This is a genomic window from Rhizobium sp. R635 (genome assembly GCF_002211285.1).
Taxonomy (GTDB): Bacteria; Pseudomonadota; Alphaproteobacteria; order Rhizobiales; family Rhizobiaceae; genus Rhizobium.
In genome coordinates this window covers 235,543-255,210 of the sequence record NZ_LOKX01000023.1, presented here as the reverse complement: position 1 = coordinate 255,210, position 19,668 = coordinate 235,543, and the positions used below count along the sequence as shown (strand labels likewise).

General features: G+C 60.6%; 18 protein-coding genes. 12 read left to right on the top strand and 6 right to left on the bottom strand.

Translation table 11 applies throughout. From position 1 onward, the window contains the following. The first annotated feature begins 58 nt into the window (after nucleotides 1-58). The 4 genes from ATY78_RS17905 to ATY78_RS17890 all read left to right on the top strand — a co-directional run bounded on the left by ATY78_RS17905 (nucleotide 59) and on the right by ATY78_RS17890 (nucleotide 4,431). Nucleotides 59-1,264 carry an ABC transporter substrate-binding protein gene (locus tag ATY78_RS17905; RefSeq protein WP_088683648.1) on the top strand — a complete coding sequence of 402 codons (1,206 nt, stop codon included), beginning with the start codon at nucleotides 59-61 and terminating at the stop codon, nucleotides 1,262-1,264. Nucleotides 1,265-1,356: 92 nt separating this feature from the next. After that, nucleotides 1,357-2,490, top strand: a complete 1,134-nt coding sequence (gene ugpC, locus ATY78_RS17900; RefSeq protein WP_088683647.1) for a sn-glycerol-3-phosphate ABC transporter ATP-binding protein UgpC — start codon at nucleotides 1,357-1,359, stop codon at nucleotides 2,488-2,490. A 445-nt stretch (nucleotides 2,491-2,935) separates the two neighbouring features. Continuing rightward, nucleotides 2,936-3,397 carry a hypothetical protein gene (locus ATY78_RS17895; protein WP_088683646.1) on the top strand — a complete coding sequence of 154 codons (462 nt, stop codon included), beginning with the start codon at nucleotides 2,936-2,938 and terminating at the stop codon, nucleotides 3,395-3,397. Next, nucleotides 3,397-4,431 (top strand): serine/threonine-protein kinase, encoded by a 1,035-nt coding sequence (locus ATY78_RS17890; protein WP_088683645.1) that lies wholly within the window; start codon nucleotides 3,397-3,399, stop codon nucleotides 4,429-4,431. The genes ATY78_RS17895 and ATY78_RS17890 overlap by 1 nt, the downstream gene beginning before the upstream one ends. Before the next feature lie 322 nt (nucleotides 4,432-4,753). Here ATY78_RS17890 and ATY78_RS17885 read toward each other — a convergent pair whose 3' ends face one another. After that, nucleotides 4,754-6,355: an anti-phage dCTP deaminase gene (locus tag ATY78_RS17885; protein WP_088683644.1), complete on the bottom strand. Its 1,602-nt coding sequence runs from the start codon at nucleotides 6,353-6,355 to the stop codon at nucleotides 4,754-4,756. Between the two features lie 105 nt (nucleotides 6,356-6,460). Between ATY78_RS17885 and ATY78_RS28595 the strand changes: the two genes are divergently transcribed. Together ATY78_RS28595 and ATY78_RS17875 are read left to right on the top strand one after the other, a co-directional pair. Next, nucleotides 6,461-6,637, top strand: a complete 177-nt coding sequence (locus ATY78_RS28595) for a hypothetical protein (protein ID WP_190237484.1) — start codon at nucleotides 6,461-6,463, stop codon at nucleotides 6,635-6,637. A 319-nt stretch (nucleotides 6,638-6,956) separates the two neighbouring features. Further along, nucleotides 6,957-7,496, top strand: a complete 540-nt coding sequence (locus ATY78_RS17875; RefSeq protein WP_280950451.1) for an AAA family ATPase — start codon at nucleotides 6,957-6,959, stop codon at nucleotides 7,494-7,496. Between the two features lie 63 nt (nucleotides 7,497-7,559). Here the strand turns inward: ATY78_RS17875 and ATY78_RS17870 are convergent, their stop codons facing one another. From ATY78_RS17870 to ATY78_RS17860, 3 genes are read right to left on the bottom strand one after another with little or no spacing between them, the layout of a single operon-like run. Beyond that, nucleotides 7,560-8,660, bottom strand: a complete 1,101-nt coding sequence (locus ATY78_RS17870) for a D-TA family PLP-dependent enzyme (RefSeq protein WP_088683641.1) — start codon at nucleotides 8,658-8,660, stop codon at nucleotides 7,560-7,562. Next, complete coding sequence (locus tag ATY78_RS17865) at nucleotides 8,661-10,136, bottom strand: M81 family metallopeptidase (protein ID WP_088683640.1); 1,476 nt, start codon at nucleotides 10,134-10,136, stop codon at nucleotides 8,661-8,663. A 30-nt stretch (nucleotides 10,137-10,166) separates the two neighbouring features. Then, the gene (locus ATY78_RS17860; RefSeq protein ID WP_088683639.1) at nucleotides 10,167-10,649 is read right to left on the bottom strand and encodes a hypothetical protein; all 483 of its coding nucleotides are present in this window, start codon (nucleotides 10,647-10,649) and stop codon (nucleotides 10,167-10,169) included. A 111-nt stretch (nucleotides 10,650-10,760) separates the two neighbouring features. On the opposite strand from ATY78_RS17860, the gene ATY78_RS17855 reads away from it, so the two are divergent. The 5 genes from ATY78_RS17855 to ATY78_RS17835 all read left to right on the top strand — a co-directional run bounded on the left by ATY78_RS17855 (nucleotide 10,761) and on the right by ATY78_RS17835 (nucleotide 15,343). Beyond that, nucleotides 10,761-11,147 (top strand): RidA family protein, encoded by a 387-nt coding sequence (locus ATY78_RS17855; RefSeq protein ID WP_088683638.1) that lies wholly within the window; start codon nucleotides 10,761-10,763, stop codon nucleotides 11,145-11,147. Between the two features lie 22 nt (nucleotides 11,148-11,169). Further along, the gene (locus tag ATY78_RS17850) at nucleotides 11,170-12,033 is read left to right on the top strand and encodes a MurR/RpiR family transcriptional regulator (protein WP_088683637.1); all 864 of its coding nucleotides are present in this window, start codon (nucleotides 11,170-11,172) and stop codon (nucleotides 12,031-12,033) included. Between the two features lie 25 nt (nucleotides 12,034-12,058). After that, a complete protein-coding gene (locus ATY78_RS17845) occupies nucleotides 12,059-12,835 on the top strand; it encodes an SDR family oxidoreductase (protein WP_088683636.1) in 777 nt (258 codons plus the stop codon). Nucleotides 12,836-12,850: 15 nt separating this feature from the next. Next, a complete protein-coding gene (locus tag ATY78_RS17840) occupies nucleotides 12,851-14,050 on the top strand; it encodes an MFS transporter (RefSeq protein WP_088683635.1) in 1,200 nt (399 codons plus the stop codon). A 90-nt stretch (nucleotides 14,051-14,140) separates the two neighbouring features. Further along, nucleotides 14,141-15,343, top strand: coding sequence for an ROK family transcriptional regulator (locus ATY78_RS17835; RefSeq protein WP_088683634.1), 1,203 nt, complete (start codon nucleotides 14,141-14,143; stop codon nucleotides 15,341-15,343). A 5-nt stretch (nucleotides 15,344-15,348) separates the two neighbouring features. Here the strand turns inward: ATY78_RS17835 and ATY78_RS17830 are convergent, their stop codons facing one another. Then, the gene (locus tag ATY78_RS17830) at nucleotides 15,349-16,263 is read right to left on the bottom strand and encodes a DMT family transporter (protein ID WP_088683633.1); all 915 of its coding nucleotides are present in this window, start codon (nucleotides 16,261-16,263) and stop codon (nucleotides 15,349-15,351) included. Between the two features lie 278 nt (nucleotides 16,264-16,541). Between ATY78_RS17830 and ATY78_RS17825 the strand changes: the two genes are divergently transcribed. Further along, on the top strand, nucleotides 16,542-17,282 hold the full coding sequence (locus ATY78_RS17825) for an AraC family transcriptional regulator (RefSeq protein WP_088683632.1): 741 nt from the start codon (nucleotides 16,542-16,544) through the stop codon (nucleotides 17,280-17,282). A 77-nt stretch (nucleotides 17,283-17,359) separates the two neighbouring features. Here the strand turns inward: ATY78_RS17825 and ATY78_RS17820 are convergent, their stop codons facing one another. Then, entirely contained in the window at nucleotides 17,360-19,381 is a 2,022-nt protein-coding gene (locus ATY78_RS17820) for a beta-N-acetylhexosaminidase (protein WP_088683631.1), read from the bottom strand. Between the last annotated feature and the right edge of the window lie 287 nt (nucleotides 19,382-19,668).

The following is a 19,668-nucleotide window of genomic DNA, read 5'->3' as shown; positions in this document are numbered from 1 at the left end:
AACAGCTAACAACCAAAACGGGAGTTGCGACGTGAGCATATCAATCAAGACAGGCCTTATGGCGCTCGCTTTGCTCGGTTCGACGGCACTGACCGCGGTCACTGCCCATGCGGCCGACAAGGAAATCAGCTGGATCTATTGCGGCGACACGATCGACCCGGTCCACACCAAATACATCAAGCAGTGGGAAGAGAAGAACGCAGGCTGGAAGGTCACGCCAGAGGTCGTCGGCTGGGCGCAGTGCCAGGACAAGGCGACGACGCTCGCCGCCGCCGGCACGCCTGTCGCCATGGCCTATGTCGGCTCGCGCACGCTGAAGGAGTTCGCGCAGAACGACCTCATCGTTCCGGTGCCGATGACGGATGAGGAAAAGAAGGCTTACTATCCGCACATCGTCGACACCGTGACCTTCGAGGGCAACCAGTGGGGCGTTCCGATCGCCTTCTCCACCAAGGCGCTCTACTGGAACAAGGACCTCTTCAAGCAGGCCGGCCTCGATCCCGAGAAGCCGCCGAAGACCTGGGCTGAAGAAATCGAGATGGCCAAGACCATCAAGGAAAAGACCGGCATTCCGGGCTTCGGTCTTTCCGCCAAGACCTTCGACAACACGATGCACCAGTTCATGCATTGGGTTTACACCAACAACGGTTCGGTGACGGATGCCGAAGGCAAGATCACGCTCGACAGCCCGCAGATTCTCGCCGCGCTGAAGGCCTACAAGGATATCGTCCCCTACTCCGAGGAAGGCCCGACGGCCTATGAGCAGAACGAAGTCCGCGCCATCTTCCTCGACGGCAAGGTCGCCATGATCCAGGCAGGATCGGGCGCGGCCTCCCGCCTGAAGGAAACGAAGATCGCCTGGGGCATCACGACGCTGCCGCTCGGCCCCGACGCCAAGGGCCCCGGCACGCTTCTGATCACCGACAGCCTGGCGATCTTCAAGGGTTCCGGCGTCGAGGACAAGGCGACTGAGTTCGCCAAGTTCATCACCTCGCCCGAGGTCCAGTCGGAATACGAGCTGCAGGGCGGCGCCGGCCTCACCCCGCTGCGTCCTTCGGCGAAGGTCGACGAATTCGTCGCCAAGGATCCCTATTGGAAGCCTTTGATCGAAGGCATCGACTATGGTGGTCCGGAACCGCTCTTCACCGATTACAAGGGCTTCCAGAATTCGATGATCGAAATGATCCAGTCGGTGGTGACGGGCAAGGCCGAGCCGGAAGCCGCACTGAAGAAAGCTGCCGGCGAAATCGAAGCCTTCAAGTAAGCTGCTTCGACGCCTTGGGATCGCGGAGGCAACAATCCGCGATCCCTCCCCTGACCGAATATGCGACGAAGACCGCCGGCGGAGACAGATTTTTGGGACAGCTTCTTCTCAACAAAGTTCAGAAATTCTACGGCGACTACGAAGTTCTGAAGGGCGTGCAGCTCGAGGTGAGGAATGGCGAATTCGTCGTCTTCGTCGGCCCGTCCGGCTGCGGCAAGTCCACGCTCCTGCGCATGATCGCCGGTCTCGATGCGACTACAGCGGGCGACATCGTCATCGATGGCGTCAGGGTCAACGACCTGCCGCCCGTCAAGCGCGGCATCGCCATGGTGTTCCAGTCCTACGCGCTCTATCCGCATATGTCGGTGTTCGAAAACATCGCCTTCCCGCTTCGCGTCGAGAAGATGGAAGAGACGAAGCTCAAGGCCAAGGTGGAAAATGCGGCGCGCATCCTTCACCTCGAACAGCGGCTGCAGCAGAAACCCGGCATGCTTTCCGGCGGCCAGCGCCAGCGCGTCGCGATCGGCCGCGCCATCGTGCGCGAACCGAAGATTTTCCTGTTCGACGAACCGCTTTCCAACCTCGACGCGGCGCTGCGCGCCGATATGCGCATCGAGCTTGCCAAGCTGCACAGGGCGTTGAAGGCGACGATGATCTATGTGACGCACGACCAGGTCGAAGCCATGACCATGGCCGACCGCATCGTCGTGCTGGACGCCGGCAACATCTCCCAGACGGGCGCGCCGCTGGAGCTTTATCACAAGCCGGCAAACCAGTTCGTCGCCGGCTTCATCGGCAATCCGAAGATGAATTTCCTGCCCGTGACCTGCAAGAGCGCAAGCGCCGAAGGCGTCGAGGTGGATTATCAGGGCCAGACCGCCCTTCTGCCGGTGACGCCGCGCGAAGGCATGATCGGCAAGACCCTGACGCTCGGCATCCGCCCGGAGCATATCCAGCTCAACGGCGGCGATATCGTCTTCACCGTAACCCCGACCGTCATCGAGCGCCTTGGCGCCAATACCGTCGCCTACGCATCGCTCAACGGCGAGGGCGAAAATTTCTGCGCCATGCTGCCCGGCAGCGTCGGCATCCGTACGGATGCACCTGTCGCAACCGGCATCAATGCCGTGGATTGCCATCTCTTCGACGAGGCGGGCATTGCCTTCGAGCGGCGGGTGGAACTGACCGAAATCGACATGAATGTGATCAATCCGACGGCGGCTTGAACCGGCTGCTGTATATCCGGCACTTAGGCTGACATGCCCCCAAGTGCGGAGATCCGCTTTCGGCCCGAAGCGGCCAATCGGGTGTCGTTATTTTTAAAGTTGGGCGGAATTGAACCAACCCCTAAAGCGTCGAGGAAACTCCGCCAACACCAGAAGCAACCAACAACCTCCGGTGCGACTCTCGAAAAGTCACTATGCTCAGGCGGCACCCAAAAGCACAATTCTTCGAAATCGTTCGGACAGGTTGGGAAAACACCTCCCCAGCACGAATTCTTCGGACGCCTCTAAGCAAACCATTGGCAAATATACTTTAACGACTTGACGCACTATTTTCGATACGGCAACTTTCGCGACACTAGGATTCGCTGATTCCCCTCTGAAGTTATCGAATGGCCCCGCCGATCGCACTCCCGAGACGTATCAGGAGCAGCGCGGAGGACAAGAAATGAGTAAACGTTGGTTAGGCGTGCATGTGTCAGGCGATGCGGTGACGATCGTATGCGCCGAAGTGGATCAGACGGGTCCGATTACAATCTTGGCTGACGAGACGTGGAAGCTTCAGAGCGGGGATCGCTCAAAGGCGTTTCGGACGATGTACACCCGGCTCGCGGACTATGCCAGCGAGCAGAGGATCAACCAGGTCGTGATCAAGGAAAGCGCAATAAGCCTCGGCGGCATGAAGAAGGCACATTTGCAGGCCGCGGAGTTGCGCGGTGTAACCATCTGTGCACTCGCTTCTGCCTGTGACGTGAAGCAAGTCGCGAAGGCAGCAATCAGCCGTAACTTCGGTGAGCGGAAGGCCGACGAGTACATAAAGGATGACGGCTTCTGGAAGGACAATCTGACTGGTGCACCGATGCGTAGCGGCAGCCGCGAAGCAGCAATGCTCATTCTCGCGAGCCGCTGATGACCGACCTTCTCTCCAGCCTCAAGATTACAGACAAGCTTGGCAACGGGCATTTCGGAGAGGTCTACCTTGGCAGCGATGACGTACATCCTCATCTGGCCGTGAAGGTTATCCGTCCGAAGACGACGGACTCGCCCGAGCGCTGGGAAAAACGCAAGGCAGACCTGATCAAGGAAGGTGCGAACCTCAAGAAGGCTGCGCACGAACACGTGGTTCAGGTGCATTACATCAACAAGGCTCCGAGCGAGGACGCCATCTACCTTGCTATGGAGCTGTGCGAGGGCGGCTCACTGCAGGGTCCTTACGAGGCAGGTCCGATGCTGTCGGGTGAGGTTCACAAGATCGCGACGCATGTATGCCATGGGCTCGGATCGCTCCATAGTCGCGACATGCTCCACCGCGATCTCAAACCGGGAAACATCCTCGTCGACAGGAAGGGGACGGTAAAGCTGGGGGATTTCGGCCTCGTGACCGACGACCTGCTCCTCGGATACGCCGACATCGAGGGATACATCTACGTCGATCATCTCGCTCCGGAAGCGTATGAATCGGGATTGGCGAGCCAGAAGACGGACTATTGGGCGCTCGGGATGACGCTCTATCGGCTTCTGCACGGAGATCGATGGTATCGCCTCAGCCCGGCGCCAAAGCATTCAGTCAGGGACGGGGGCTATGCGAATCGTCTTGCCTGGCTGCCTCATATTTCCAGCAAGTGGCGGCGGCTTATACGAGCGATGCTGAACGACGATCCGGCGAGCCGCCTCTCGACCTCCAAGCAAGCGCTGAACGCCCTCGCCGACATCGCAACGGAGTTGTCGTGGCAATGCACCTTCGGCGTGGGAAAACTAACCTGGGAAAGATTTAAGGGTGGCCGCCGCATAGAGGTCGTCCTCTCAAGCGCCGGAAAACTGGCGAGCTGGACAGCGACGAGCTACCCCATGGGCGCGGGGACGAAGAAACTGATCGACAGTTCAGGCGGACTGGTGGCAAGGGCTGTTGCCGAGAAGTCCCTCCAAAAGTTCTTCGGAACCTAGGCGCGCGAGCGCTTCAGCAACGGCAGTCGATCGACGGAACTCTCAATCAGCTCACTTGGAAGGCTTCGGCTACCGAAGTGTCGGCTGGCTATGGCCTTCCGGTCTTCCGAGCATGCCTCGCAATAGCGAGGTGGCGAGAAATCGGCCCCGTTTCTAGCGTGTGGCCGCCCGCAATGTTTGCAGTGAACGTAAATAAAAGTCGATCTCATGGTCACTCGCCGAATCCACATGCAGAAACATACCATGAACGGATTAATAGTCAATTAATAGAACTCGTTTCGTATGCAAGTCAATCTCGTAAAATGACTTAGAGCGTCCTGCTCTATGCTTCTTGTTGAGCAGCCTTTCGAACGCGAACCTTTCGCTTTGGCGGCGCTGCCTCGACCGTAGGCGCCAACGATTTTCCGAATGCCCTGATCTTCTTGACGACCAGCGAGATCGCCGGCTCCTCGTTCAGAATATAGGACGCGCCTCGGTCCTCGATGCACGGGACTGGCGCCCCTTTCGACCAGGCAACCGCCTTGCCCTGCGAGTCCTTTCTTTTCTTTTTCTCGAAGATGTCCCGGTAACGGCGGGGCGAAATACCGATGAAGGGTTCGAACAACACCTTCCTGTGGCTCTCGGATGCCGAGAAGGTAATCGAATCCTCATGAAGGTCCTTCGCATGGCTCTTAGGGTATGGCTCAAGGAACACGACCCGATGGATCCCAGATGACACGATATGCTTTGCGCACATGTGACATGGGAAGGTGGTTGTGAACAGAATCGACTGGTCCAGCGCCTTCCCCTTTCGGGCGGCATCAGTGATTGCGGACATCTCGGCATGGATAATACGGCCGAATTCAATAATGTCCATCACCTTGGAGTCCGCGATTAGCTTCTCCGAGATCAGCTTCCTGACCTGCTCTGCGGTCTCGCCCTCCTTCTTCAGGCTGTCGGAAAGGAAGTCCAAGCGTCCCATGCGGTCAACGAGATCGTGGATCAGCCGCAGCTTCCGGGAATGGTTTCCGTCTTCCCCTTCTTCGAAGTCACGATACTGTTCGCCGGGGTCATCGCACCAGTAAGTCCCGCCGAATGGCTTTGGAACCTCGTTGCATCCCAGGGTGATGATTTCCCCCCGGTCTGAAAAGATAGCGGCTCCGATCTGCCGCGAGAGGTCAAGCGAGCGCAGAGAAGCCCCCGCGGCAGCGTACATGCCGTACTCGGTCTTCGTGGGCGACAATCCGTTGTGCCCAAAGAACGCTTTCACGAACCTGTCAATGACCGTTTTCGTCCCTTTGTTCTCCTCGCCAGGGACGAAAACGTCGCCCAGATGGAAGACATCAGACACTCTCTGTCCGTAGTCGTCACCGACCTCATTGTTATCGCGCGCGATCAGATCGATCGCTGCCTTCTCAGCCTCGTCATCCTCGATGATGGTCGTGGCATAGGACTTGATCTTCTTTACAAGCCTCTTCCTGCGCTCATCCTTGTCAGAGAAGATCGACACTTGGATGAATTTCCGACCATAGACCTCGCGAAGGAGAGCAATCTCCTCCTCGCGTTTGAACTGACGCAGGATGAATGCCGTCCCTCTCATCGGCTCGTTGCGAGCGTCCTTGACCCCGGGGTGGTGCTGTTCTCGAAGTCGTCGTATCTCGCTAATGCCCAAACAAGCGAGCGCGGCCTGATTGTCGGCCTCTCGTCGCACTCGGTCAGCGTTGCCAATGAGCGAGTTGTACCTGTCGCTGTACGTAGCTTCGTCCACTGCGAGGTCAGGCAGGAGATCTCCCATGATCGATGTGATGTGGATGACATGAGATTCGTAATGGACTCGCTGAAGCGCTTCCGTCAAATGCTGGATGACAGCATCGAGGTCGACCCCGATCGGACCAACCAGACCAATAACGAGCTCAGGATTGTCGACAGTGGTTTTTGACTTCACGGCGGGAACCTAAACTGGAACTTAACGGGTCGTGGGCGATTATCATATCGCCTAGGTATTAATGGATGTATGATCGAGTCGGACATCCTTGGAGGGTATAGGATCATGGAAGCGAAGACAGTCAAGCGGGATAACGTTTCTAGCCAGACGCGTAGGGAGCAGCTCTGGTCGATCATGGAGGACGCTGCCGAAAACGTGTTGCAGCGTCCGCAGAGCCGTCGTGGCCCATATGTCATCCCTGATAATGATCTCAAGATACCCAAACAGGCCAACGGCCAATGATATCAGCCCGCTTCGGCGGGCTTTTTCTTTGTCGTCGTTTGGCGTTGCGGAAGTCGGCCTACTTCCGCTGTCGGCTCATTCGCGACGGAAGTCGATTTCTGCTCGACACTTTGAGCGACGAGTTTGTGGGGGATGCAGATAGTCAGCTTATTATTGGAGGTTCCACAAAGGAGCCAGTGGGTTGTGCGACCTCACCTGTGAGCTCACTCATGCGCTCCATCTTGACCCCCGAGCAGAGCGGTCCTACAAGATAGGCTATGGCAACAAACCTTTGATTGGCCGCGCCCAGCGCGCATGGAGCGAAGCGCAGTCCTGCACAGTGCCCAGGGCCACGTCCACTTGCCAAGCCAAAAATCAGAGATTTTCGATGCCCACGCTCTACCTCACTTGCGGTCTTCCCGGTTCAGGGAAGACGTCGCTCGCCAAGATAATCGAACAAGAAGCATCTGCCCTCCGTCTGACTGGAGACGAGTGGATGCACAAGCTTTACCCCGGCATCTCCACTTCAGAAGCCGAAACCGGCCCGTGCCGAGGTAGAGTCGAGAGCCTACAATGGCAAATGGCTCTGCGTGCCATCAGGCTTCAGTGTAATGTTGTGGTGGATTGGGGAGTGTGGTCACGGGCAGAGCGGGACTCCTGCCGGGACGAAGCTCGCGCAGTTGGTGCCAGCGTCGTCCTTTGCTTCCTCGACGTTCCCTTCGATGAGCTTTGGGACCGGGTCTCCCAAAGAAACGCCGAGCTTCCGGTCGGCACGTTCGATATCTCGCGGGCCGATCTGTTGAAGTGGTCGAAGCTGTTCAAGCCACCAACCGCCGAGGAGTTGGCACTTTACGATCGGCAAATTCCCCGTAGAGGCTAACTCCGCCGTTCGCGCAGCGAAGTCGTCTGCTCCGTGCATTTCGCCCTCAAACGAAGCCGCCCTCTACCAGACCAAGCCACGAGCAGCGACCTTCTCGACGCGGGTCACGACGCCACCGCGATGAAAAACCATCGTATCGAACAGGTTCGACACCACGCAGGTGTGGTTCGGGATGATGAAGAGCTTCTCGCCGATCTGCGGCCGGGGGCCGGTGCAGTTGGAAAGATCGATCACACCATGTTCTTCCGAGAGGCTGGTGATGCGTGCCTGAGGATAGCCGACGATCAGGCCGTAATCGCTGAAGCCCTGAAGGTCCGAGGTCAGGGCCTTCGAGCCGGCATCAATGACGGCGCGGTCGGCGTTCGGGCGTGAGACGACGGTCGCCAGCACATGCATGGCGCAATCGTCCTCGGTGCAATGGCCCATGCGCACCATCTGGCGATCGTTGTAGATATAGGTGCCGGCGCGGTGTTCGGTGGCTGATGTGACGAGATGCGCCTCGAACAGGCTCGGCGTTCCACCGTTGCTGACGATGGCGCAGCTTATGCCTTCCGATTTCAGGCGGTTCACCGTCTCAGTGATGAAGGCTTCCACGGCAGTGGCCGATTGCGGCTTCGGGTAGGTCACGATGCCGCCGAAGGTGAGGCCGTCGGCGGCGGCGATGCGCTTGGCGAGCGAGGTCGCCTCCTCGGGCGTCTGCACGCCGCAGCGGCCGGCGCCGGTATCGCATTCCACAAGCACCGTGAGCGGCTTGTGGCCGGAAAAATGCGCGGCGAGCCCGTCGACCGTCACTTCGCTGTCGGCGACGACTTTCAGGGCCGGAATTTTCTCGTTCAGCCTGGCCAGGCGTTCGAGCTTCTGCTGCCCGAGAATGTTGAAGGTGATGAGGATGTCTCCGAAGCCGGCTTCGGCAAAGACCTCGGCCTCCGTGACCTTCTGGCAATTGATGCCCTTGGCGCCAGCGGCGACCTGTGCGACGGCGAGCGCCGGGATCTTGTGCGTCTTGATGTGCGGGCGGAAGTTCAGGCCGTGTTCGTCCATATAGGATTGAACGCGGTTGATGTTTGCAGCCAGCCGGTCTTCGTCGATGACAGGGCGCGGCGTCGAGAGATCGGCGATCCTGTCACCTGCCTTGGCAATGACGGCGAAGCTGGCATCATGCATTTAGGCTGCTCCGCGTTCTATCCCATGTGGATCGGCCACGATCGGCCAGATGGTCTTCGGCGCCCGCCGGTATGGCGTCGTCGCCGGATTATTGGGATAGGGCGTTCCGGCGGAGCAGTAAAGGATCTCCGCCGCAATCTTCGAGAAGGACGCGAAGAAGTGATTGGTGGATTTGATCACCAGGATCTTCTGCTTGGTGGGATCGATGCCCATCACCGAAAAGAGGCTCGGATCGAAGCTCTGGGCGCGCGTGGAATTGAGAATGATGTCGATGCCGTCGAGCACGATATGCGCGGCATCGCCGAAGGGCGCCAGGCTTTCGCCGAATTGCATCTCGGCATTCTTTACGAGTTTGACGACCTTCACGGTGCCGTCGATGGGATTGCCGGTGCCGGGGGCTGACTTGGCGCCGAAGCGCAGCGGAATTTCCGCCCCCTCGCCCGCCGCAAAACAAATCTGCACGGCCATCGGATCCCAGATGGTGCCGATCGCGGCACTTTTGACGCCGCGGGCGATCAGTTCTCCGAGCACGACCGTCGCATCCCCTGCGGTGCCGCCGCCCGGATTGTCCCAGACGTCGGCGATGACGACGGGCCATGCGGTCGCGGCAAGCGCGCGAGAAACGGCTTGCCTCTCGTCGATCTGCGGAACCATGAAGGTGCCGCGCTTGGAAAACAGTTCGAGGCCGAGTTCGCGCGCCAGAGCCGCGCCCTTTTCCGGCTTGTCGTCGGTGACGACGAGCAGTTTCGTTCCCATTTCGGGAACGTCGCCGACCATGAAGCCGTGGATCACGGAGATCGACAGAATATCCGGATCATCCTTCTCGATCTGCATGATCTTGTCGACGAAGGAGCGCATCGGCTCGCGCGATGTCGGGAAGACGTCGATCATGCGGCAGTCGAACACCGAGATGCGAGGCTTGACCCGACCCTCCAGCGTGTCGACCGCGATGCGCCACAGATCCTCGGCACGGTCGACGAAGTCCGTATGCGGGAATTCCTTGAAATAGACGGCGAAATCGAGCGCGGCCACCCGCTTTGCCGTGAGGTGGCTGTGCGGATCGAGCTCGGCGCAGATGAGGACGTCAGGGCCGACGATCGCGCGCATGCGCTGGAGAAGATCGCCTTCCGTATCCTCGTATCCGGCCGCCACCATGGCGCCGTGCAGTCCCATGACGACGGCATCGACAGGCATTGCAGCGCTGAGCTGGCCGAGGATTTCGTCGCGCAGCTCTTCGTAGGTCGCGCGGTTGACGAGGCCCGCCGGATCGGCCCAGGTGGCCGTTCCCTCGATCAGTTCCCAGCCCTTTTCTTTTGCGACGCGCCTGCCGACGGTGATCGGCGCGGTGCAGAGCGTCGGCGTTTCGGGATGCTGGCCGGGCGGAGCATAAAGAGAGGCTTCGAATGCGCGGCGATCCACGCAGATCGGGGAGAATGTGTTGGTTTCGGTCGCCAGTGCTGCCGTGAAAATGCGCAAGAAAGTGGCCTTCTTCTGATCGGCTCCGCGTCAACCCATGGGGTTCGGCAGGTAGCCGGTGAAACCTGAAATTTTCCAGCGTCCTTGGTGAAGCCTGCAATAATAGAGCGTCTGCCATTGCAGGACGTCCCGGGTGCCGTCGGATTTGGTAATGCCGCCGTCGAATTTCTTGCGGACGAGCGCCATGTCGCCTTCGATCTCGATATCTTCGAGCGTCGTCGTGGTGAAGATCGCGGTGCGCGGATCTTCCGCGAAGCTCTGATCGGCGAAATCCTTCGCTTGTCTCAACCATTCATCGCGATAGGCAGACAGCGTCGGGAAGGCCAGGCGCCACTTGTCGGGGCTGACTTCCTTCCGGCCGTCGATGCCGATGAAACCCTCTTCCACGAAATCATGCTCCACCATCGACCAATCGGCAGCCAGAAAGGCATCGATATCGCGGGGAACGAGCATTTCCCAGATGGCGTGGCGGGCGCTGTCGGACGGGAAAGGATTCTGGAAAGGATCGCGCATGCTGGCCCCGGATTGAAATTCTTTTCATAAAACACGTTTTTCACTGGTCAAATTCCGCTTTCTATGGTCATTTGTCAACTTATAAAGAAAATAATTTGCAAGGACTCGGGAATGCCTATCAAGCGCTATGGCTCTGTTCAAACCGGCGCCGGCGGCAAGGCGCTGCCTTTCGCGCGCGCGGTCGAAGCCGACGGATGGCTCTATGTATCCGGACAGGTTGCAATGGAAGATGGCGAGATCATCGACGGCAACATCATCGCCCAGACCCATAAGACGATCGCCAATGTTCTTGATATCCTCGAAGAGGCCGGATACGGCGTCGAGGACGTCGTGCGCGTCGGCGTCTGGCTGGACGATCCGCGCGATTTCTGGACCTTCAACAAGATCTATCAGGAGTATTTCGGCGAGCATCCGCCGGCGCGTGCCTGTGTGCAATCGTCGATGATGGTCGATTGCAAGGTTGAGATCGACTGCGTGGCCTATAAGAAGAAGGATTGACGGAGCCATCGGGGGAGCGACTTTGGATATTTTTTCGACATTGCAGGAAGACAAAGGCCGGCTCTCCCCCTCTGAAAGCCGCATCGCGGAGATCATCGTCAACGACTTCGAATTTGCCGTGAATGCCTCGATCATCGAGCTTGCGGAGCGAGCCGAGGTCTCGCCGCCGACCGTCACGCGCTTTTGCCGGCGGCTCGGCTGCGAAAGCTTTTCCGATTTCAAGGTGCAGCTTGCCCGCACCGCCCATATCGGCGTGCGCTATCTGAAACCGGAATCGAAAAGCACCGATCCGGCCGATGTCGCCCAGGATATCATCACCAAGGCCCAGAACGCGCTCTTCCTCCTGCATCGGTCGCTCGATCTTGCCGCGATCGAAGCCGCCGTTTCCCATATTGCCAAGGCCGATATGATCTATGCCTTCGGCTCCGGCGGCAATTCGTCGATGATCGCCGACGAGCTGCAGAACCGCCTCTTCCGCCTCGGGCTGCGCATCACCGCAAGTTCCGATCACAGCATGCAGCTGATGATGGCGGCCGCGGCAAAGCCGGGCGACGTGCTGATCGGCTCGTCCTTCTCCGGGCGCAATATGGAGCTGGTGCGGGCTTTCGAGCTTGCCCGCGACACCAAGGTGAAGACGATCGCTTTGACCCAGACGGAGAGCCCGGTCGCCAAGGCGGCCGAAATCGTCGTGCCGATCGATCTTCCCGAGGGCAACAATATCTATCGCCCGACTTCCACGCGCATCGCCTACATCGCGATGGTCGATATCCTGTCGAGCCTGGTCGCATACGCCGTCCAGCCAAAGGCGACCGTGACGCTGCGGCGCATCAAGCAGCAGCTCGTCCTTCACCGGGACGGCGATGACCGGCAATTGCTTGGAGATTGATGTCCATGAACGGGAGCGACAATAAATGACCCAATCGATCGCCATCGTGACGGGTGCCGCGGGCGACATCGGCGCGGCGATTGCCGCGCGGCTCGCCGATGACCATGATGTCGTCCTGCTTGCCGACATCGATGCGGCTGCCGCCGCTGCCGTGGCTTCGAAGCTCGGTCCGGAAAATCGTTTCGTGGCCGTCGGATGCGACGTGACCAGCGAGGCGAGCATTGCCGAATTGGCAGAACGCGCTGCCGGCAGCGGCGTCGTCCGAACTCTCGTCAACAATGCCGGTGCTGCCCGCGCGACCAGCCTGCACGATACGACGCCCGAGATCTGGCGGGCCGACAATGCGCTCAATCTCGAAGCGGCATTCTTATGTTTCCGCGCCTTCGAGCCGATGCTGAAGGTCTCGAAAGGGTCCGTCGTCAACATCGCCTCGGTCAACGGCATGAATGTCTTCGGACATCCCGCCTATAGCGCCGCCAAGGCCGGCCTTCTGCACTTCACCCGGCTGGTCGCCGTGGAATACGGCAAGTTCGGCATCCGCTCCAACGCCGTCGCACCCGGCACGGTGAAGACGCAGGCCTGGGAAGCGCGCGCGAGCGCCAATCCGAACGTGTTCGAGGAGGCGCGCCGCTGGTATCCGCTGCAGCGCGTCGTCGATCCCAAGGATGTCGCCAACGCCGTTGCCTTCCTTGCCGGGCCGTTGGCCGCAGCCATCACGGGCGTCTGCCTGCCCGTCGATTGCGGCCTCACGGCCGGCCAGGCCGAGCTCGCGCGGACCTTCTCCCAATCGGAACACTACTGAAACTCACATGACCGCATGAGCCGCCTTTTTCCCGACGTCTTCCGCAATCCGGCGATCCGCGCCAGCATGATCGCCATCTTCACCTTCGGAATGGCGGGGGCGATGACGGCGCCCTATCGGTCGATCGTGGGTATCCGCGAACTGGGGTTGAGCGACGGTCTCTATTCCATCCTGAGCTTTGCCTCGGCGGCGGTGAATGTCGTCGTCAGCGTCCTGCTCGGCAATCTCGCCGACCGGCTCGGCGAATACCGTTCGGCGATGATCGGCGCCTGCGTCTTCGGCATCGTCGGCTACGGCATGGTCTACGCCTTTCCCACAGCGGCAGTCTTCATCATCAGCGGGCTGCTGCCGCTGCCAATCTACGGGGCGCTGAATTCGCTGCTGTTTGCCAATGCGCGCGCGGCGATGCAGGGCATGAGCCGAAGCGACATGGTGACGGCCAATTCAGGCGTGCGCGCGATGATTTCGCTTTCCTGGGTGCTGATCCCGGGCGTTACCGGCCTTGTGCTCTCCGGTGCGTCGAGCATGCTGCCGGCCTATCTTTTCGCCGCCATCTCGTGCCTGATATGCCAGGGCATCATCCTCTTCGCCCTGCCGAAGCGGGCGGCAACGGAGATGGCCGCCACCCATCATCTCACCTATCTCGGCGCGCTTCGCCAAGTGGTTTCTCCGCGAATTTCGGCGCATATCCTCGGGGTGGCGCTCATCACCAGCACGCTCCATCTCAACGATGCCCTGCTGCCGCTGATCGCCACCGGCGCTGCGCATGGTGCGCTCAGCGATGTCGGCATTCTCGTCGGCATCGTCGCATTGCTGGAAGTCGTCTTCATCATCGTCTGGTCGCGGATTGCCCGCAAGACCGGCCAGATGACGGCGCTTGCCGCCGGCACCATCGTCTATGCCGTGTTCCTCAGCCTTCTCGGCTTCGCCTCCGAGCCCTGGCACCTCTATGCGCTGACCTTGCTTGCCGGTATCGGTGCGGCGGCGATCATCAGCATTCCGATCACCTATCTGCAGGATCTCATTGCCGATCGGCCGGGGCTCGGCAGCGCGCTGATCTCCGTCAATATCTTTGCGAGTGCGGGGATCGGCGCGCTGGTCTTTGCCGCCGGCACTTCTGTGACAGGTTATTCCGGCACCGCCGTCCTCAGCGCCGTCACCGGCCTGTCGGGAATGGCGATCCTCGGTGTCCTGCAGAGACGCAACGCCCATTGAACCGATTGACGCGCGGGCTCGGGAAATAAGCGGCTTTCATCGGCGTCCGTCTTGTGACAAGGGTGATGCACCATTTCCTTTGAAGGCGACATGAAGGCGATCTCCGGCACGAATCTCGAGCAGGCCAAGTCTCACAACCGCCGTGTGGTGATCGAGGCCGTGCGCACGAACGGTCCTCTGTCGCGCGCCGCGATTGCCCGGATGACCGCGCTGACCGCCCAGACCGTGTCCAATATCGTCGAGGAGCTGGAGAGGTCGCATCTTCTCGTTCCCGCCGAGGCGCAGAAGCTGGCGCGAGGCCAGCCGATCATTCCCTACAGCATCAATCCGCACGGAGCCTATTCGATCGGTCTCGAACTCGGCCGGCAGCGCGCCAGCGGTGTTCTGACGGATCTGTCCGGCGCCGTCTGCGCGCGCATCGAGCGCCATGTCGACCATCCCGATCCGCAACGGGCGATGCCGGCGTTGCAAGCAATCGTCGAGGATCTGCAAGAGGCTTTCCCATTCGACCGAAGCAGGCTGCTCGGCGTCGGCATGGCCCTGCCCGGCCGCTACGGCGATGGCGGCACCACCTCCCTCAGCCCTCACAGCCTGCCCGGCTGGCAAGGCTTTCCTGTCGGGCACGAACTGGAGCAGCGGGTAAAGGTGCCGGTACTCGTGGAAAACGATGCGACGGCGGCGGCCATCGGTGAGCGCCTTCACGGCGTCGCCCGCGGTTTCGCCAGCTTCGTCTATCTGTTTCTTTCGGGCGGAGGCGGTATCGGCGCCGGAATGTTCCTCGACGGCCACCTCTACAAGGGCAGCCGCAACAATGCCGGCGAGATCGGGCATATCATCGTCGAACCGCACGGCAAGCTCTGCATCTGCGGCAAGCGCGGCTGCCTGGATCGTTATCTCTCGCCAAGCGTCGCATACGAATGCATGGGCATTGCGAATGCGCGGGAGCTCTCGCCCGACGATCTCGACGCACTGATCGCCAAAGGCGGCGAAGGCCTGGATGCCTGGCTGGATCAGGCCGTCGAGCCGCTGCGCCAGACCGTCGACTTTCTGGAGCTTGCCTTCGATCCGCAGACCGTGGTGCTCGGCGGCAGCGTATCGACATCGCTGATGGCCCGGCTCGCCGAGCGGCTGGAGCCGTTGCACGTGCCGATCGATCCCGACCGGAAGCGGACGATACCCCGCGTCATGATCGGCATGACCGGCAAGGATACGGCGATCCTGGGTGCAGCCGCCCTGCCGATCTTTTCCGAAACCAATCCGCGCTTCGACGTCCTGCAAAAGCCGGTCGGCTGACACCCTCACCCGCCTGCCGGCAGCCGCGCATCTGTTTGCGGTGGGCGGCGGACCAGAGGCCGCGCGAATATGACCACGTTGCCGAGGAGCGTCAGCGCTAGGCCGATCAGGCCGAGACCGCTCCAATGGTAGCCCTCGAAGACCGTCGACAATGACAGGGCGACGATCGGGAACAGGACGGTGGCATAGGCCGCGCGTGAGGAGCCGATGCGGGAGACCAGCATGAGGTAGGTCGTGAAGCCGATCACCGATCCGATCGCCGCGAGATAAAGCAGGGCAGTGAGATAGGTGATGTCAGGCGGCGCCACGATCGGCGTTTGCGTCGCGGCAATCAGGAAGAGGAGGAAAACCGAGCCATAGGTCATGCCCCAGGCATTGGCGGTCGCCGGTGAAATTCCGGCCGCGCTGTTTCGACGCGACGCCATATTGCCGAGCGAAAAGAAAAGCGTGCCGAGCGCCGCGAGCCCGATCCCTTTCAACGTGCCCATATTGAAATCGACGACGACCTCCTCTCCGAAAAGCAGCAGGAGGCCGGTTGCTCCGAGCGCTGCTGCGAGCAGCGTGCGACCGGTAATGCGGTCGCCGAAGAAGAGGCGCGCATTGACGGCATTGTAGATCGTGGCGAGCGAGAAGATGACGGAGATCAGGCCGGAGGGGATAAAGCCGGCTGCGTTGTAGAAACAGATGAAATTGAGGCTGAACAGGCAAAGCGCTTGCGCCAGGATGAAGGGTTGATCGCGCAAGGCAGGGAAGTTGAGCCGCCGCATGAACGCCAGGATGGCGACGAGGATCGCGGCTGCGACCGCAAACCTGTAAAAGACCGAAACCAGGACTGGAACGGGACCGACCTGCATAGCAATGGCGATCCAGGTCGTCCCCCATATGAGAACGGTCGCGATGAAGAGAGCGGCATTTGCCATGAAGCGATCCTCTTTTTCTCGACCAATAGGCGAACCTTGAGCAGGTCTCTTGCACATTCTTGCTATGAAATTCGACTTGCCCGGAGTTCCCACTCGCCACGTGGGTCGCCCACCGGTATTGTTCGCAAGGCGTGGCCTTATGTGGGGAAGAATTGGTGAAAGACAGCCGCCTCTCGGTTTTCAGCTTTTTGTCCGCGTCTCCCTCTGCTCGGACGTTACAGTCCATCGATCTGGGGTTCGGCCGATCGGCGGCCCTCTGGAGCAATGGCAGCGACAGGATGAGCTACGAGCGGCCGGACGGACATACGTTCAGTCTGTATCTCACGGGCGGCGCCGGAACGCGCCGTCTGGATGGCAGCCCCGCCGCGCAAGGCCGGCCCGGAGCCCTGTGCATCATGCCACAGGGGCACTCGTCCGAATGGGAAATCACCGACCCCTTCGAATTCGTCCATCTGTATATTCCGGACGATCAGATGCGCCGGATGTTTGCCGAGACGTTTGACCGCGATTCCAGGCTCATGGTTCTTCCCGAAGTGACCTTCGAAAATGCACCCGCCTTGGCGCGCAGGCTTCGGCAGATGACGCAAGCGATGTCGGCGGGCGATCATCTGCTGGCTGAAGAAGCGATGACGCAGACGATCAACGATTTCTTCGTTGATCCGCGTTTTGGCGGCATGCGCCCCTGCGCCATCAGCGGCGGGCTCGCTCCTCATATCAGGCGCCGGAGTCTGGAGTATATCGAGGCCCATCTCGGCGAGACAATCCGCCTGCAGGATCTGGCGGCGATCGGGCAGCTCAGCGCGTTTCATTTTCAGCGGATGTTCCGGGCAAGCTATGGTGTGTCCCCGCATGGCTGGGTGGCCCACCGGCGCGTCGAGCGCGCCAAATCGATGTTGCGCGGCATGGACCCGATCGCGCAGATCGCTTCGGCCTGCGGCTTCAGCAGCCAGAGCCACATGACACGCGCATTCAAGCTGGGCACAGGGGTCACGCCCTCTGCCTACCGGCAGCGACAGTGACGCGCGTGGTCATCGATCGCGCGGCCTCCTGTTGAGCCCGCTCTATTATAATATTGCTGCGTTGCCTAATCCGAGCGCTACGACTCCTGCAGTCCGTAGAGCAGCGGCATCAATCCCGCCAAGGCCCTGAAACGCTCCCATGACTTGGATGACGGCTTCGTCCAGCCTGTCTCGGCAAGGGCGGAAAGACGCGGGAAGACGAGACGGTCGAAAACGGCGCGGTCCGTCATCGGCTCGGACCAGATGCAGGCCTGAATGCCGAGAAGTTTCTCTTTCTGCGCCGCCGTCCAGCCGCCGATGGGATCGAAAGTGTAGAGCTTCTCCGCGTCCGATGTGCCTGCCCAGCTGGCGCCGGGCTCGTCCCAATCCGGCCTGAGCGCCATGTCGAGGTAATAGACCTGCCCGGGGCAGACGACCATCTGGTAGCCGCGTTCGGCGAGTTCCGCCGAGACTTCGACATTGCGCCAGCTGCAGAGATAGCTCTTCGACTTGTCGATGACATCGCCGTGGGCGGCCTCTTCCCAGCCGCCGGTGACGCAGCCCTTGCTGGCCAGGAAGCGCTGGACGCGCTCCAGGAATTCGGCCTGCAGAATGGCCGCACCCGAGCCGTGGATATCATCGGCGCCATGCGTATTGGTGACGACATTCAGCCGTTTGGCGTGCGCGTCGGCAACGGCGTCGCCGGCAACGGCACGCAAGCGGTCGAGCGCTTCCGGCGAGCCGGACCATGCGCCGAGGGGCACTTCGTCGGCGCCGAGATGGATGGTCTTGAACGGAAAGAGTTCGATCAGCTCGGAAAGGATCGTCTCGACGATTTCGTAAGTCTGTTCTCGGGCGGGGTTGATGCAGTTGTCGGGAAAGCCCTGGACCGAATAGTAGCTGCCGGTTTCATCGGGATCGCGCAATTCCGGTACGGCCTTCTGCATGGCATAGCAATGGCCGGGCATGTCGATCTCCGGCACGATTTCCACGCCGAGGCCCTTTGCATAGGCGACGATATCGCGGATGGCGGCCTTGGTATAATAGCCGCCTGTTCGGGCCGGGCTCGAGCCGAGGAGCGGCGGAACCGCAAGGCCGTGGCCGCGCCAGGCGCCGATTTCGGTCAGCGCGGGATAGGCGTCGATTTCCACGCGCCAGGCTTCGTCATCGGAAAGGTGCCAGTGGAAGCGGTTGAGCTTGTTCCAGGCCAGCACCGCAATCAGCTTCTTGACTTCGGCTGCGGCATAGAACTGGCGGGCGACATCGAGATGCAGCCCGCGCCAGCCCATCGACGGCTCGTCGACGATCTCGCCGGAAGCAGGAAATTGGAAGACGCCGGGATGCAGCCTCGCGCCGCGCCAGATCTGGCCGAGCGTCACGAGGCCATAGAGAAAGCCGGTCCGGCCGCTCGCCTCGATGGTGATCGTCTCCTCCTCGAAGCTCAGCCGGTAAGCCTCCGGCCCGAAGCCTGAGGCGTCCTTCAGGGAAACAGGAACCGCGCCTTCCGCTTCGCTTCGTACGATACCTTCGACAGCGAAGAGATGGTCCACCAGGGCTGCGAAGCTTCGAGCAGCCGCCTCCCCTTCGCCGTTCTGCGCCTTCGGCGCAAAACCGGCCGGCAGCGGCCGGCGTGAGGCGACCGCGACGTGGTTCGGCCAGGGAATGATCGACACTTGAACCGGCGCATTGGCGGGAACGGGATAGATTTCGGCGCCGCGCTTCAGCGGCGCGTTGCTGACCGACGAGCGTGTCGGCTCGACGGAAAGCACGATCGTGCCGCCGTCGCCAAGCGCGAGATAGGCGCTCGTCGCGCCGTCCGTCCAGTGACGGAACTGCCAGCTGAGCGCATAGACGGATATCGTCCAGGTCTCACCCGGGCCGAGAACGAAATTGGCGGGCGGCTGGAATTCGGTGAAATTGGAAAGCCGCTGCGAGACGGTGGCGCCTTCGACGCGGCCGGCGGGATCGACGCGACCTGGGCCGCTCACACAGAGCGAGAAACCCGAAAGCGGTTCGGCCCCGAGGTTCCTCAGGCGCAGGACATAGGAAAATTCCTTGCCGTCCGCGGGAGGGTTCCAAAGGGTTTCGAGCCGCAGGGCTTTCGGTCGCGGTGTGGACATGGTCACCCATTCCTTTGAAGTCAATCAAATTGATTTAATATTGATAGCCAGTTTCCTGACGAGGCGTCAATTGCCGAATTCGGAATTTGCGCGGCTCCTGCCTGATCCCCACCCAGAGCCGGCACAACGGAGCAGTCGAGGCTGCGCATCAGATTTTTGCAAAAAAACACACCAGCCCTCGCGGCGTTAACGATTAAGGTACCTTTAAGTACCATAATTGACCCAACGATGGCGAATTGACCTACCCGAAGGAGTCGATAAGCATGAGGCTGCTCGCCACGGCCCGG